11 protein-coding genes and 1 tRNA gene are annotated in these 15,989 nt (G+C 50.7%); 5 read left to right on the forward strand and 7 right to left on the reverse strand.

Annotation, left to right across the window (positions count from 1 at the left end; genetic code table 11):
* Positions 1-74: 74 nt before the first annotated feature.
* The 3 genes from A3OW_RS0119605 to A3OW_RS0119615 are packed head-to-tail and all read right to left on the reverse strand — an operon-like array spanning position 75 to position 3,705.
* Positions 75-293, reverse strand: a complete 219-nt coding sequence (locus A3OW_RS0119605; RefSeq protein ID WP_020565162.1) for a hypothetical protein — start codon at positions 291-293, stop codon at positions 75-77.
* Positions 290-1,495: a restriction endonuclease subunit S gene (locus A3OW_RS0119610; RefSeq protein ID WP_020565163.1), complete on the reverse strand. Its 1,206-nt coding sequence runs from the start codon at positions 1,493-1,495 to the stop codon at positions 290-292. Before A3OW_RS0119610 ends, A3OW_RS0119605 begins: the two co-directional genes overlap by 4 nt.
* A complete protein-coding gene (locus A3OW_RS0119615; protein WP_020565164.1) occupies positions 1,492-3,705 on the reverse strand; it encodes a type I restriction-modification system subunit M in 2,214 nt (737 codons plus the stop codon). The genes A3OW_RS0119610 and A3OW_RS0119615 overlap by 4 nt, the downstream gene beginning before the upstream one ends.
* A gap of 454 nt (positions 3,706-4,159) precedes the next feature.
* Between A3OW_RS0119615 and A3OW_RS0119625 the strand changes: the two genes are divergently transcribed.
* Complete coding sequence (locus tag A3OW_RS0119625) at positions 4,160-4,831, forward strand: NUDIX hydrolase (RefSeq protein ID WP_051091834.1); 672 nt, start codon at positions 4,160-4,162, stop codon at positions 4,829-4,831.
* A 73-nt stretch (positions 4,832-4,904) separates the two neighbouring features.
* A complete protein-coding gene (locus A3OW_RS25505; RefSeq protein WP_020565167.1) occupies positions 4,905-5,285 on the forward strand; it encodes an ADP-ribosylglycohydrolase family protein in 381 nt (126 codons plus the stop codon).
* A gap of 120 nt (positions 5,286-5,405) precedes the next feature.
* On the opposite strand, the gene A3OW_RS0119635 is transcribed toward A3OW_RS25505, so the two are convergent.
* A tRNA-Lys gene (locus A3OW_RS0119635) sits at positions 5,406-5,481 on the reverse strand.
* Between the two features lie 338 nt (positions 5,482-5,819).
* Complete coding sequence (locus tag A3OW_RS0119640) at positions 5,820-6,035, reverse strand: hypothetical protein (RefSeq protein ID WP_020565168.1); 216 nt, start codon at positions 6,033-6,035, stop codon at positions 5,820-5,822.
* Between the two features lie 190 nt (positions 6,036-6,225).
* Here A3OW_RS0119640 and A3OW_RS0119645 point away from each other — a divergent pair, with 190 nt between their 5' ends.
* Together A3OW_RS0119645 and A3OW_RS0119650 are read left to right on the forward strand one after the other, a co-directional pair.
* On the forward strand, positions 6,226-8,625 hold the full coding sequence (locus tag A3OW_RS0119645) for a Lon protease family protein (RefSeq protein WP_020565169.1): 2,400 nt from the start codon (positions 6,226-6,228) through the stop codon (positions 8,623-8,625).
* A 359-nt stretch (positions 8,626-8,984) separates the two neighbouring features.
* A complete protein-coding gene (locus tag A3OW_RS0119650) occupies positions 8,985-11,078 on the forward strand; it encodes a cation:proton antiporter (RefSeq protein WP_020565170.1) in 2,094 nt (697 codons plus the stop codon).
* Between the two features lie 129 nt (positions 11,079-11,207).
* On the opposite strand, the gene A3OW_RS0119655 is transcribed toward A3OW_RS0119650, so the two are convergent.
* The gene (locus A3OW_RS0119655; RefSeq protein ID WP_020565171.1) at positions 11,208-12,251 is read right to left on the reverse strand and encodes an NAD(P)-dependent alcohol dehydrogenase; all 1,044 of its coding nucleotides are present in this window, start codon (positions 12,249-12,251) and stop codon (positions 11,208-11,210) included.
* A 164-nt stretch (positions 12,252-12,415) separates the two neighbouring features.
* Positions 12,416-12,823 (reverse strand): Dabb family protein, encoded by a 408-nt coding sequence (locus tag A3OW_RS0119660; RefSeq protein WP_020565172.1) that lies wholly within the window; start codon positions 12,821-12,823, stop codon positions 12,416-12,418.
* A 262-nt stretch (positions 12,824-13,085) separates the two neighbouring features.
* Here A3OW_RS0119660 and A3OW_RS0119665 point away from each other — a divergent pair, with 262 nt between their 5' ends.
* Complete coding sequence (locus A3OW_RS0119665) at positions 13,086-15,950, forward strand: COR domain-containing protein (RefSeq protein ID WP_083918254.1); 2,865 nt, start codon at positions 13,086-13,088, stop codon at positions 15,948-15,950.
* Positions 15,951-15,989: the final 39 nt, after the last annotated feature.

Here is a 15,989-nt window from a genome sequence, read left to right on the forward strand (position 1 = left end):
TATAATTCATGGTGTTATACAAAATGTAGAAGACAACGCCAAAATTTTTCTAAAAACTACCGGGCATTTGTCTTTTACGAATTACCTTCAGCAGGCCGATATTTTCGCCAACGGCCGTTTCCAGTAAACGTCACTTTTCCTTTTTCAATCATCTCATCCAGTGCGCGCTTAACGGTTCTGGCGGAGATTTCTGCTCCGATCCGCCGATTGATATCCGTGCTCGATGAATCGGTATAGCGGGTCATGATCGTGTGCAACGATTTGCAATCGGTGGTCTGATTTTCCAGGCTCATGCGGCGATTTCCCCGCTCATCAGGCGCGGCAGTAATAAATCTCGCGCAGTTTCGAGCTTCTTATTCATTAATATAAGTGTCTTAATTTGCTCGAAGTTTTGCTTAACCGTTTCATGAAAACTACTGAGCAAATGTTCTGCCGGAATAATAACTGGCATTGACTCAAATTTACTTTTATTCACATTTGGCATCGTTGCTCCTCCTCCAATTGCCAACAATTTTTGTCTAAATTCTTTCAAAGTAAAATATGAGTAATAGGTAAAGCTTTCTTTTGTAGGTACAACAGCGTTAATTTGTTGATTTGTCTGACTTTCTAAACCATTAAGCGAGACAACACCTAATTTTGCGCCAATGCACGCAACTAAAATTGAATTTAGAGGCAATGTTTTATGCCTCTGTGAATTTGCGCCTTTTTCAGACAAGTACTCTTCTGTAAACAATACAATCGAAGATGTATGCATATCTGGGGTTTTTATAAAAGGTACAAAAGAACCGAAATTATCTAAATCTTTGGTAGATGGTGTTTTTCCAGTGATAATTTTACCTAAACTACCAACAGTCTTTCGGTCCCAACCTTCCGGCACACCATCAATCATGCGAGTGTGTTCATAGCCGGGGAAGCGCAGGCGGACGAACCATTCGCGGTACAGCAGCCGTGCCGATTCCTCCAGCAGTGCCATCCTCCGCCGGTTGTTTTCGATCAAACCATCGTAAGCGGATAACAAGTCAGCTATTCGTTTTTGCTCGTCAACGCCAATGGGGATTTTGAATTCCAGAGAAAGGAGCTTTTCCTGGCTCAGATTATCCTGGGCTGCTCCTTGGGTGAATTGCTTAAAACGTTTCTGAACTTCGGCGTCAAAGAGATACTTTATGAACCGGGGATCGGCTTTTTCAGGATCAGCTATAAAACCGATGACACTATCAGGAAAGCAAGCCTCTATACCTAGGATAGCGGTATCGGCAATATTCGCTGCAATGGTGATGCAAAGTGTACCCACCGGCCACAACTTGCTTTGTTCCAGGCCAGCTTCGCTATAAGTTTGTCCACAGCTTGTGATGTAAAGGCCGGCGTGTTTAACATCGCCTGTTTGAATGAAGGGATATGAACCTCCGTACAAATGTGCGGCATCGCGCGGCCGATGGCGCGAACGGCCGCGAGAAACATAACCCAGTTGATCGAGTCGTCGCGGTTGCCAACTCATACGCCAAGTTCCTCAAAGTTCTCCTGAATCTTTGCCGCCAGATCGAAAGCTTCCCTATTCAAGTCGGCCAGTTCGATATGAATATCACGCAATGCCTGCTCGAAATCGAAATCCTCGTCGACTTCCGGCGGCGCGACGCCGACATAACGGCCCGGCGTCAGGCTCCAGTCGGCGGCTTCGATCTCGGCGCGGCTGACCACCTTGCACAGCCCCGGCACGGCGCGCATCTGCGCCTCCGGAAAACGCTCCTGCAGCCAGACGATCTGGCGATGGAAATAGGCCGCCAGTTTCAACTGTTCCACGGCCTCTTTCCGTTCTTCGTCCAGTTGCTTCAAGCGTTTGCCGGCCTGGCGACGGTCGTAAAATTCCGATGCTTCTTCGATGGCGGCCAGTTCATGCGGCAGTTGCGTACAGCGGGCGACCAGCTTGTACAGCAGATCGATCTGCTTGACCATGCCTTTGGCTTTTTCCGCCAACGGATTGAAGGCTTCGCGGGCAGTGTGTTGGGTCGGATTTTCGGTCGGCAATGCCTCCTGGTAATCACGGCGAAAATTGGCCAAGCCGTCGAGCAGGCTGCCTCGGTCATTGCGGTAGGCGGTTTCGGCGGCTTTCAGTTCGGCGATGGCATCAATCAGCGCCGACTTTTGTTCGGTGGTGACAGCTTCCAGATCTTTCAGGCTCTCGACGAAGCTTCCAATTTGATCCCGTAGTTCATTCAGTCCGTTTTCGAAGCGGTCCAGTTCGCCGGGGATCGCGGCGGCTTCCTCGCAGAGTTTGCCCAGATAGTCCTGCACCAGCCCCAGAAAGCGGTGATTCTGTCCCCGATACAGCCAGACGATCGCGGTGAGGTTGGCGAGCTGTTCCGGGCTGAAGTCGTAAATCTTGCGGGTCACCTTGCGGTAGATGTTGCGGGCGTCGAGCATCAGGACATTGCCGCGATGATTGAGCGCAACACCCTCACCCCAGCCCTCTCCCAGAGGGAGAGGGGGTTTATTTTTGTCGAAATGCCAGAGTTCGCAGGGCACGGTGCGGGTATAGAAGAAATTGGAGCGGATCGCGATCATCACGTCGACATCGCCGGTTTCGACCAGTTTGCGGCGGACTTCCGCCTCGCCGTGGCCGGCGCTGCTGGCTTGCGAGGACATGACGAACCCGGCGCGGCCTTTGTCGTTTAAATAGCTGTGAAAGTAGGAGATCCACAAATAATTGCCGTTCGAGACCGTGGCCTTGTTTTTCTTCGGATCGATCTCGCCCTTTTTGCCTTTGCCTTTGCTGATGCCCGGCAAGCCGAACGGCAAACGGCGGTCGCTCTTGATGCGGTCGGCATCGACCATATCGACATTGAACGGTGGATTGGCCATTACGAAGTCGCAGTTGCCCCATAACGGACGGCCGTCCTGTAGCCGGTGCAGATCGTCGTAAAAGGAATTGGCTTCGCGGATGTCGCCTTCCAGACCGTGCACGGCCAGGTTCATCTTGGCCAGCCGTATCGTGGTGGCGGTTTTTTCCTGGCCGTAGAAAGTCACGCGCTGCATCGTGTCCAAGCCTTCATGTTCGATGAAGTGGCTGGACTGCACGAACATGCCGCCGGAGCCGCAGGCCGGGTCGAACACGACGCCGTGATCGGGTTCGATGACGTTGACGAGGGTTTGCACCAGAACGGGTGGCGTGAAAAACTCGCCGTTATCCTGAGCGCCCTGAATGGCGAATTTCATCAGGAAGTACTCGTAAATCCGCCCGAATACATCGCCGGAAGCGGTGCGCAGCGCCTCGCTGTCGAATATCCGCAGCAGGTCTTCCAGCAGGGTGTCGTCGAAAATGTGGTAGTCTTTCGGCAACTGGCCGGCCAGCGGTTCGAAATCGTCTTCGATCGCGTTCATCGCCTCGACCAGGGCTTCGCTTAACGACACGCCGGAAGGCAGCTTCAGCAGATAATCGTAGCGCGACTGTTCCGGTAGCATCAGCGCCCGGCGTTTGATGAAATCGGCTTTTACCAGCAGCCGATCCGCTATCTTCCCCGCCGCCTTGTCGGCTTCGATCTGACGCAGCGCTGCTTCATAGCGATTGCTGGCATGGCGCAAAAAGATCACGCCCAGCACCGGCATGCAGTATTCGCTGGAAGTGAGTTTGGAATTGGCTCGGAGTTGGTCGGCGGCTTCCCAGAGATTGTCTTCGATTTTGGTAATGTTGTGAAAGGCGTTGGCGGTCATCAAGTTATGAGATTTTTGGGTGTTTATCGCACAGTGGCGCTTTCGGAAATGAATGTCGGTTCATCCCCGGCATGCCGCGGCAATATCTGTAATTATTGCAATTTCCTTTTGAGCGAGGCCGCTACTGTACTGATTTTTGCTCATTAAGACAATGTGGTTGAGCCTTATAGTGCCTTCTTTGGTTTTATTTAAAATAGGCATTCAAAATCTTTTTACAGAATTAGCGCGTTATCCTTTATGTTAAGCTGAATTTTAGCGATGTATGGAAGGCAGAGTAGAATTTTTCAAATTGACAATGACTGGGCTAAAGAGATGATTAAAACTGAGAAAGTACTTTTCCAATTAATCGAAGGTGAGATAGAGATAATTTATCTGAACAGGCGATACCTTATTTCAATGATGTCACCGACCTCCTTCAAGAGGTCTATATAAAACTCTGTATCCAGGAGACAGAATGAAAGATCAAAGTAAATTGTTTGGTGCTTCTGGCGCTTTCCATCCCAGACTCAATGATAAAGGCGAAAAGATAATTATTGCTCACCCTACTCCCGCTACTCCGATGTCGGCCTTTGAAGATCCGAACCGTTATGCCGTGATGCTACCGAATGGCGAGGCACCAAATTCCCTGAATGATATTCGTTTTGAGCCTTGGCAAGACGTGCCCGAATCTGTGGCCGAGTGGGAGCATGTCAAAAGCCAAAGCCAACTTGACGAACCTCCCTTCACATCTAAACACGGTAAGAAACTGGCAGCCGGTGTGGTGATTGTCGAACCGGATGGGCGGTTCTGGCTGGTGGCGCCAACGAATGCGTTTGGCGGCTACAAAGCAACTTTTCCGAAAGGCCGTTTGGAGCCCGGAATGACGCCGCAGGCCACCGCAATTAAGGAAGCCTATGAGGAAGCCGGACTGCAAGTCCAAATCACCGCGTATATCGGCGATTTTGAGCGAACTACTACTCTGACCCGATATTATCTCGCACGTCGTGTTGGCGGCTTGCCGACTGAAATGCATTGGGAGTCGCAGGCGGTCATGCTGGTGCCTAAGTTGCAATTATTGACCGTGCTCAATCATCCCAATGATCATGCGGTTATTGCTGCGTTCGAAAAACTGAAACTCACCTATTGATTTGTATCACGAAACGTTGAATCGTGGCGGATCTATGCTGTAATCCTGATTTTTGATGGGGTAGAAATTGAACATGGAAACTTTGGATCGTTTTCGCGGTTGTCTGGTGGGACTGGCCGTGGGGGACGCAGTCGGGACCACGCTGGAATTCAAACCGAAAGGCAGTTTTACGCAGATTACCGACATGGTCGGCGGCGGACCGTTCCGGCTTCAACCCGGAGAATGGACCCATGATATTTCGATGGCTTTGTGCCTGGCGACCAGCCTGCTGGCATGCCAGGGCTTTAATGCCGACGATCAGATGCAGCGCTATTGCCGCTGGCGCGACGAAGGCTATTTGAGCAGCAACAGGTGCTGCTTCGATATCGGCAACACCGTCAACAGTGCATTGCGTCGCTATCCGAAACGGGCGGGTGGGAGTCGGTGGAAATGGTCAGGCGTTACGCTCATTTAAGCGGTGAGCATCTGTCTCAGTATGCAATGAGCATGACCGATGAACCGAAAAGAACGGCTACGAAATAGCTACGTTCTTAAATGAGGAAGAAGTTGAAACAAGGCTAAGTGCTTGAATTGTTGGTGGGTCGTATTGGATTCGAACCAATGACAACCGCATTAAAAGTGCGATGCTCTACCGACTGAGCTAACGACCCAACAAAGATTGCCTATTATAAAGACAACTTTAGAAATTGCAAATTTTTTGTGGTTGAATTTTCTTTTATCAGTTCCCCGTTGAATGCTCGGTTTAAGCCTGATGATGGCTTTGGCCGACATATTCTAATTCATGGTTCGCGATTCGGCTGATCTTATGAAAATGGCGGAGAATGGGTTTTTTATGGCTTAATTAGGAAGTGTTTTAAGCGGGATAGGTAAAGAAGAGTTCGCGGTTTTATTACGGAGTCATCGGCAGCCTTTGAAAATTTCTCCCGTTATGGAGTCGAATTATTTCAAAATGAGCTGCATGGCTATGCAGCCGCCTTCGCCGAAGCGATTAGCCGATTGCTAATTCGTGCTCATCCAGAAGCGAAAATGCTTTATCCGGGCGATTGTCGCAGCCGATCCGCTTCTCCGAAGAGGATTGTTCGATCAGAAAACCGATAATTTCGGGGCTTAAGGCCAGGTCGAAGCCGGTATGAGCCTCGATAAAGTCAAAATCATCGCTGAATAAGCGCCCCTGCGCTTTTTGTTTAATCCAGTCAAGTGCCATCAGTATTTCCTCGGTTTTGTTAAGAAAAATTATATAGCCGCTTTATGACAAGCAAATGACAAGCGGCAATCATGGTTGAATTTTCTTCGGCCTTGCGAATTCAGTGGATTGAGTTCAGAGGTTGTTAGCAATTTCACTAAAGATGATAAAATAACAGGTTTGCATAATTACGACGACGTCTTGCCCTGCCATGTCAAAAACATTAAAACTGCCGGTTGAATCTTTGAAATTGAACGTCGATTTGTCCGGTTTTGATCTGCAGGATGTGCCCAGAGTACCGGACGGCATCCTGGGACAGCCCCGTGCGCAATCGGCGCTGGAGTTCGGCGTGGCCATGCCCAATCCCGGTTACAACATTTACGTGATGGGCGAGCCCGGACTGGGGCGGCTATCGATGATTACCCATCATCTCGATGCCCTGGCGCAAACGCTGCCGGCGCCTTCTTCCTACGCTTATGTCGATAATTTCGAAAACCCCAGGGAACCGGTAGCGGTCGAGCTGCCGCCGGAACACGGGCAGATTTTAAGCAAGGACATCGAGAAGCTGATCGACAATATTCTGGCGACGTTTCCATCCGCGTTCGAAAGTCCTACCTATCAGCAAAAAAAGACTTCGATCGAGCGCTATTTCAATCAGCGCTACAACAGCGCGATCGATCTGGTCGATAAAAAGGCGCTTTCCTATCATATCGCTCTGTTCCGAGAGGGCGAACAGATTACCTTTGCTCCCATCCGCGACAGCAAGACCCTGGATGAAGATCAGTTCGCGCAATTGCCGCCGGCGGAGCGTGAAGTGTTCCACAAGCAGGTCGAGGAACTGGAAGATTATTTGAGCGAAGTCCTGCTGGAATTGCCTCAATGGCGCCGGGCCATGGCGGAAAGAATCAAGCAGCTCGACAACGAAACGATCAGCCAGGCGATAGAACCTCTGTTCCTGGAGTTGAACGATAAATATCAGAACATCGACGACGTCATCACGTTTCTGGAGGAAATCAAAAAAAATCTGGCCAATACGATCGCCGATTACCTGATGCCCGGAAGGCCCCTGGAAGCCGGGGAAAATACCGCCAAGCGTCAGGTGCTGACGGAACTTTACATGCCCAACGTGTTGGTCGACAACAAGCTGGAAAATGGCGCGCCGGTCATTTTCGAATCTCATCCGACCTACCAAAACCTGTTCGGACGCATCGAATACGTCAGCGAGCAGGGCACCCTGGTCACCAATTACCGGCGTATCTGCTCGGGATCCCTGCACCGGGCCAACGGCGGCTATTTGATTCTCGATGCCGAAAAATTATTGACTTATCCCTTTGTCTGGCAAGGGCTCAAGCGCGCGTTGAAATCGGGCCGCATCGAAATCGAATCGCCTTACTCCGATCTAAGCATCAATACCGTTACCCTGAAGCCGGAAGTGATCCCTTTGAACGTCAAGGTAATCCTGGTCGGATCGCAGGAGATTTACTATCTGATTCAGGAGCAGGACAGCGAATTCAACGAAATTTTCCGGATTCTGGCGGATTTCGACGACCATATTCCGCGCACCAACGCCACGATGCATCAATTCGCCATGCTGATGAGCCGGCAGGCGAGAGATTCCGGAGCCCGGCCGCTGACCCAGGGCGCCATTGAAGCCTTGATCGAACACAGTTGCAGGCTCTCGGAAAATCAGCACCATTTTTCCGCGCATGTCAACGATTCGCTCGACATCATCGGCGAAGCCAATCTGTTCTGCAAACAGGCGAGCGGCGAGCAGATCGACCGCAGCCATATCGAACAGGCGCTTCGGGCACGGGAGCACCGTAACGGCAGGCTTTCCGAGATTCTTCTGGAAGAAATCATGGACGGCACCGTACTGATCGATACGGAAGGCGAGGCCACGGGAAAAATCAACGGACTGACCGTGCTCGAAGTCGGCAACTCCAGCTTCGGCGCGCCGGCCCGGATTACCGCGACCGTTTATCCGGGTTCCAGGGGCATCGTCGATATCGAACGCGAAGCGGAACTCGGTCAGGCTTTCCACTCCAAAGGCGTTCTGATCCTGACCGGCTATCTTGGCCATACCTACGCCCAGCAATTTCCTCTGGCCATCTCGGCCAGTATCGCGATCGAGCAGTCCTACGGATACATCGACGGCGACAGCGCTTCCCTGGCGGAACTTTGCTGTCTGATTTCCGCGCTGACCCGAACGCCGATCAAACAATCGTTCGCGCTGACCGGCTCGATCAATCAATACGGCGAGGTGCAGGCGGTCGGCGGCATTAATGAAAAAATCGAGGGTTTTTTCCGTCTTTGCTACGCGAGAGGACTGAGCGGCGAGCACGGCGTGATCATTCCGGCCGCCAATAAACGCAATCTAATGCTGAAGCAGGAAGTCATCGATGCGGTTGAGAAAGGGCTTTTTTCAATCTACGCGGTATCCTCGGTGGACGAAACGCTGGAGCTGCTGACCGGTCAACTCGCAGGTACGGAGGACAGCGCCGGCAATTATCCGGAAAACAGCATCAACTACAAAGCCATTTGCCGATTGAAAGAGATTTCGGATATGGCCAACGCGGACGACGACAAAGGGGAAGAAGGCGGTAGTGTGTAAAAGTCCCGACGGGAAGCACGGCATCCCATCCCGAGAAAGCTGGATCTGTCCGATTGGCGCCCGCCCGCCTGGTTCGATAGGCGATCAAGCCAACGAAATATCTTTAGTCAATTTCATTTTATAGCTTCATAAAGATCTTATAATTAAGAAGTATTTTACTCAACTATCCAACAATTCTGCGCGCGGAACAGAACGTCCGCTTCGGAAAACTGAAACTTTACTGACTGCAGATTTGATTTGAATCCGTCAGAAAAAGAGTAAAAGGATTTACTGACAACACAGTGTCTCCTGAAACTTGAAAACGGTTAATAGCCAAGTCATAGCCTGAACTTAGTAACAATTCAAGGATAACGAATACTATGCACTTAGATGTATTTTTATCGCTATTCAGCTTAATGCTCGTTTCGCTGGCGGTTTTCATTATTTCGAAAAAAGTAGGGCTTCCCTATACCGTCTTGTTGGTGATTGCCGGCTCCCTGCTGGTGCCGCTTTCGCATGTCGAATTTTTCTCCTTCATTACCAGCTTCAAATTAACGCCGGAGCTGTTGTTTTTTGTGTTTTTGCCGATTCTGATTTTTGAGTCCGCCTACAACATGAATATCCGCAACGTCACCGAAAATATCTACTCCATCGGCTTGTTGGCGGTCGTCGGCCTGCTGATATCGACATCATTCATCGGGGTCGCGGGTTATTACCTGTTCAAATGGGTCGGGCTGGAAGTGCCGATGCTGGCGTTGCTCTTGTTCGGCGCGATTATTTCTTCGACCGATCCTGTGGCGGTGTTGGCTTTATTTAAAGAATACGGAGCGCCGCGCCGATTGACGCTTATTTTCGAGGGCGAGAGCTTGTTCAACGACTCGACCGGCTTTGCCGCGTTTCTCGTCGTGCTGGATCTGGTACAGCACGGGTACCATGGAGCCGACTCGATCGCAGCCGCGCTCGCATCGTTTTTTACGATGCTGCTGGGAGGCATCGTTTTTGGCTTGATGATGGGGTTCGTGTTTGCCAAGCTGATCGAAATGGCCAAAGGCAACGAACATCTCGAGATTACCTTGACCTTGCTCGTCGCCCATTTGACTTTTGTGCTGACGGAAGTCATCTCGGAGCATCTGGTCATCCTTGGCCAGGAAATTCGGCTGTCTTCGATTATCGCCACCCTAACCTCATCGATGGTGATCGGGAATTACGGCCGGTACAAAATGTCGCCCCAAGTGGAAGAGTACATGGAAAAGTTCTGGGGTTATTTTGCTTTTATCGCCAATTCTTTGGTATTCATTCTGATGGGTTTGCTGTTCGTGGGCTTGTCCATCAAGCTCGACGTCGCCATTTGGTATATCCTGCTGGCCATAGCGGTGACCGCAGCCGGGCGGGCAATTGCCGTTTATCTGCCGCTCTGGTTTCTTAATAAAACCGGCAAGGAAGAAACGATTCCTGCCAGTTGGATGCACTTGCTGGCCTGGGGCAGTCTGCGCGGCGCTCTGGCGGTCATCATGGTTTTATTGATACCCGGCGATCTTACCCTGCCGGGCTGGACCTTCGATTTCAGCCTCAAGCAATTTGTCGCGGCCCTAACCATCGGCAGCATTTATTTCACTCTCTTGATTAAAGCGACCACCATCGGTCGCGTCATGCACGCTCTTGAAATCGATGTGTTGACCCCCGAGGAAGAGGTCGGATATTACAAGAGCAAGGCTCAGATGTATGAAGAATCGCTGCGAACAATCGACGACCTGTTCGATAAGAAACAGTTGACTCAACAGCAATTCAATTTGCTTCAGCGGCATTACCGGACGCTTCATCAGAGCGCCTGGATCAAATGCAGGGAAACCGTCGGCGATTCGGGTGAGCTGGTCGAAAACCTGTTGCGGATTTATGCCCTGGGTCTTGAAAAAGGGGAGTTAAAAGAAATTTTTCAGCGAGGCGAAATCAACGAAAAAACATACAAAAAGATTTTCAACATGTTGAGCATACAAACGGAGCGCATCGAGCGTGGCCAGAGGCAGGTCCATTCGGCCGGCGAACATTTTCCCATCGACGGCATGGAACGCTTTGTGCTTTTGTTCAGCCGGCTGGCGTTCTGGCGCGACCATGTCTTTAATCCCGAAGAGCTGTATCATTACTATCGGACTTTAAATCGATTGACTTCGTTAGTGATTGAAGAATTGGCCGCGCTCGGTCATTCCGACCAAAGCGCGGTATTTGACGATCTGAGGGCATTGGAAAAAATTCTGAAACTCTACCGCGATCTTCAGGCCAATACCGAACGTAGAATGGCCTCCTTGCTGAAGAAAAACGCCATCATTTTAAACCGGTTAAACCGGGATGCCGCCGAAGTCTCCCTTCATGCCTTGCAAATGGAAGTCTTGAGCAAGCTGAATAAGAACGAAATTATTACCGACAAGCTTTTCATCATCCTGAAGCGGGAATTAGAGGAGAAAAGCCGGGCCGGATGACCGCGTTCGAGCAATGGCGAGACGTCTGCCGGTTTTGTTCCGCCGGCTATTTCCGAAAAATCAGCGGAACTAAAATTTTTCGATAAAAGCCCATACCGGCAGACGTCCATTGCTTCGGAAAAGAAATCTTTACTTGAGGCTGGCCATATCGATGACGAACCGGTAGCGCACGTCGCTTTTTAGCGTGCGCTCGAAGGCTTCGTTGATGCGTTGTATCGGTATCACTTCGACGTCCGCGGCGATGCCGTGCTCGGCGCAAAAATCCAGCATTTCCTGGGTTTCCCGAATGCCGCCGATCAAGGAGCCGGCAATGCGGCGGCGACCGGAGATCAAGGGCCAGGCCGCCAGCGGCGAAGGTTCGGGCACTCCGACCAGAACCAGAGTGCCGTCCCGGCGCAGCAAATTCAAGTACGCATTGTAATCGTGTTGGGCCGATACCGTATCGAGAATAAAGCTGAAGCGTCCGGCGTTGGCGACGAAAACCTCCGGATCGCGGGTGACGATAAAATCGTCGGCGCCCAATTTGAGCGCATCGTTCTTTTTTTCGGGCGAGTGGCTCAGTACCGTGACGTGCGCGCCCATGCCCTTTGCCAGCTTGACTGCCATGTGCCCCAGTCCGCCAAGACCGACCACGGCGATGGGGTCGCCCGCCCGGACGCCGAATTGCCGAAGCGGCGAATACGTGGTGATGCCGGCGCACAAAAGCGGCGCAGCCCGGTCCAGAGGCAGACTGTCGGGAATTTTCAACACATAGGACTCATCGACGACGATGCGCGTTGAATAACCGCCGTAGGTCGGCGTCACGCCGTCGCGCTCGCGGCTGTTGTAGGTAAAGCTGGCGCCTTTCTCGCAAAATTGCTCTTCCCCGTCGCGGCAGGCTTCGCATTCCCGGCAGGAATCGACGAAACAGCCGACGCCCACGGTGTCGCCGACTTCCCAGTGGTCGACCTTCTTTCCTACCTGCTGCACGAGCCCGATGATTTCATGGCCCGGCACCATCGGAAAAATGGAAGTGCCCCATTCGTCCCGGGCCTGGTGAATGTCGGAATGGCAGACGCCGCAATACAGAATGTCGATGACGACGTCGTGCGGGCCGGGCTCGCGGCGGTCGATGGTAAAAGGCGCCAGCGGGGAGGCCGCATCGGCGGCGGCATAAGCGGGTGTTTTCATCATGGCGAATCCTCGTAAAAGATGGGTAAGGGCGATGCCCGGGCCGAGAAAGTATCCGGAAAATGGCCGCCGGGAAACGGCGAGTATCTTTTTTTGCCGAGCGTGTTTTATCGGCCCGCTCTACGGCGTCAGGGGACAGCAGAAACTCAATCCGGTCGGTCGGGGGCTCACTCGGTAAAATCGTAAACCTTGTATCTGTCGACTAGAGGCTTCAAGACCTCCTGAATCACCTTGCCGTGCTCAGGATGTTTCGAATAATTTTCCAGTGACTCCTTGCTGTCGAAGGTCGCGGAAACGGCGACGTCGAAGCTGTCGTCGACCGAGGCGCTCGGCTTGTCGCGTTTGATGTCGGCGACAGGGCCGATATCGTAACTCAAAACGCCCGGCAGCCTGGATAGCCGCTTGCTGCCTTCGATGTATTTCCGCCGCGCTTCCGGATCGCCGTGCTGCTTCAGCCAGATGACGACGACATGATGATATTTTTTGCCGTCGACGATATTGGCCGGGCGTTCGGCCTGCGCGAGAGGGGCGGCGACAAGGGCCGCCAGCAGGAAAACCAATTTTTTGTTATTCATTAGGAGATCTCCTGTGACTTTGTTCAGGTTTTTTCAAAATCCGCCGCATAGACTTCTTTTGGGTAAGCCACTAAAGAAAAGTCCGCTCGATTTTGATCTGGGAAAGGAAAAAACAAATTTAAGACAGCAGAGTTTAACAGAAAATTCCGGGGAGAAGTGCTGCCTCCTGTCGTCCATGCAAACAAAATTCCGTAAATGCCCGCGTCAGACTCCTGGAAAAAACGCTATGATAACGGCTTAGTTTAGCTACCAGGATAACGCCATGTCCGAACTCGCCCTTAAGCTGATCGCCGAAAACAAAAAGACCAGAAATCCTTTTCTCGATCTCGGCAATTGCGGGTTGACCGAAGTTCCTGAAGAGATCGGCGAACTGGTTTGGCTTGAGGGATTGTTGTTGGCGAGAGCATGGACAGTAAATGACAATAAGACATTAATCTCAAACAACTCCGGCCCTGACAATAATATAGTTCGGCTTGCCCCGGTAACTTATTGCCAATCGAATCCTGAATCCAGTCCATTTTCCCGTTTAGTAAATCTGAGGTGGCTCTGTCTGAGCGACCGTTTTTTTGAACCGATGGCATTTAGTGATCTATCGCCGTTATCGAGTCTGAAAACTCTTAGGACTCTTTACATTCCGAATACCCCAGTGACCGATTTAACTCCACTGTCGGGTTTTAAGAATCTCTTATGGCTCGATATTTCAAATACGCAGGTAACAGATCTAACTCCGTTAGCAGATAGTAAAAATCTCCAAATGATTTTTGCTTCGAATACGCAAGTGACCGATCTGACGCCATTGTCAGACTTCGTAAATCTTGAACGGCTTGAAGTTTCGAATACACCGGTTAACGATGTACGGCCCCTTTCCGGTTTGGCGAATCTATATGCACTGGATATTACCGAGACTCAAGTTAATGATTTGAGTCCGTTAGAAAGATTAATCAGTAAAGGGCTTCCTGTTGAAATGCACCCTGAACTCTGGTGGACACAAGGAATATTTGTCTCCAATTGTCCTATGACTAATCCGCCAATGGCAATTGTAAATCAAGGCAATGCCGCGATCTTGCGTTATTTCGCAGAACAGCGGCGAGCCGGAACCATCAAAGTACGCGAAGCCAAACTTCTGATAGTCGGACAGGGTAAAGCGGGCAAAACGACCCTCCGGCGTAAACTGGAGAATCCCTATGCCCCTATGCCGGAACCAGGCGACACTACTCGAGGCATCGAAATTACGCGCCTGGACGAAAAAATGCCACAGACCGGTGAGCCTTTACGTATTAATGTCTGGGATTTCGGGGGGCAGGACATCCAGCATTTCGCACATCAGTTTTTCCTAACCGGCAATTCCCTCTATGCTCTGGTGACCAATGAGCGTATACAGGATTCCGTGCATCTGTCCTATTGGCTCAACATTATAGAAATGCTCGGCAAAAAAAGTCCTGTTATCTTGATTCAGAATATGGATGGCGGAAATTGTCAGCCGCTGCGTGAAGAAGCTGCGATTCGGGAACGTTTCGGCAACGTCAATAACCGGGTATTCCGTACCGACCTCTCGCAAGCGGCTACGGAGTTAGAGTTCGCTGAATTGCGACAGGAAATTGTCCATCAGGCGTCGCACCTGCTGCATATTGAACACTATTATTTAGTCTCTTTCACGGAACTGCGCGTTAAACTGGAAGCGGAAGTCGATCTCGGAACCCATTATCTGAGATGGGAGGATTATCTTTCCTTGATGCCGGAACTGTCCGAAGACTTGATGCGCGATTATGCCAATACATTAACTTATTTCGGTATCTGCCAGTATTACTCGGACGATGCCATGCTTTCCGGATTTGTATTTTTACGCCCGAAATGGATCATCGATGCTTTATTCGCGCTGCTGCTGCATCCGTGGATCGAAGACAAGCGCGGAAAGTTTGCCGAAAAAGACACATTGGGCATTTGGGACGGCGAAGAGTACCGAGGTATGCATGGGCTGTTGGTGCGTATGATGGAAGAATTTGAGCTATGTTATCGGATCGAAGGCGGCGGGCACATGTATATCCTACCGCAGCGCCTGCCCAGTGAAAGCCGCACTTACGGCTGGAACGAGCCCGATGCTACGCCGGTGCAGTACAAATATAAATTTATGCCTAAAGGTATTCTGACCCGTCTGATTTGCCGTTTGCATGCGCGCATCGAAGCCGACCCTGAACTCGGGCAACGGGTGTGGTGCGATGCGGTGATTTTCATGTTACCCGATGGTAAGGGACGGGTATTTGCCAGAGAGGTTTATAGCGAAAATACAATTGAGCTACGCGCCATCGGAGACAAAAGGGCGGAGATGTTGAACGAAGTCATACGTAATATGGACGACATCAACCGCGACGCTAAATATGATAATCTGCAAGTGGAAAAACTGGTGCCATGTCCATGCGAGGAATGCGTGCGAGCCGAAATTCCATACTTCCATGAATACGAGACTTTGCAAAAACGCATTGAGAAACACAAACCGACTTCACAATGCGATAAAAGCGGTGAGGACGTGCCGATAGATGAGATATTTTACAAGTCCGGTGTACAAAAGCCTGAGACTCACCAGATAGGCCTGAGAATTTTTATTTCTTATTCCCACGCACAGCGCGACTACTTTCCAATCTTCAAAGAGGATTTTAGACAATACGCCAAACTTCCTGGCCTTGACATAGAGATATTTGACGACTATGAAATTCCTAGCGGGGCAGATTGGGACAAATTCCTGCAAGACAAAGTCGCAAACTGCAATGTAATGGTGTTGCTGGTCAGTCAGGAGTTCATGAATTCAAAGTATATCCAGGAAAAAGAATTCGGCGCGGCGATTCGGCAACTCAAGGCCGGACGCAGATTACTGATCGTTCCGGTTTATTTTGCGCCCTGCTTATTTACGACTGATGAAGAATTGGCGCATCTGCAATTTTTTAAGCCACATGGTGATAGGTTCGACGAGGCTAAGAAAGGAGACGGCTTTGCTTATATCGATTTGGTGAAATTCAATCAAAAAGATGGAGAACCTATTCCCAATGCCAATCGCAAGCATTATATGTTGGAACTGGTGAAAAAGCTGGAACCTGATTTACGGGGTTTGGTCAACAACAATTATTCTTTGTAAAGTCTGGATAAAGGGAGCGAATCCACCTATCACGATACT

Origin of the sequence: Methylosarcina fibrata AML-C10, assembly GCF_000372865.1 — a bacterium.
Classification (GTDB): domain Bacteria; phylum Pseudomonadota; class Gammaproteobacteria; order Methylococcales; family Methylomonadaceae; genus Methylosarcina; species Methylosarcina fibrata.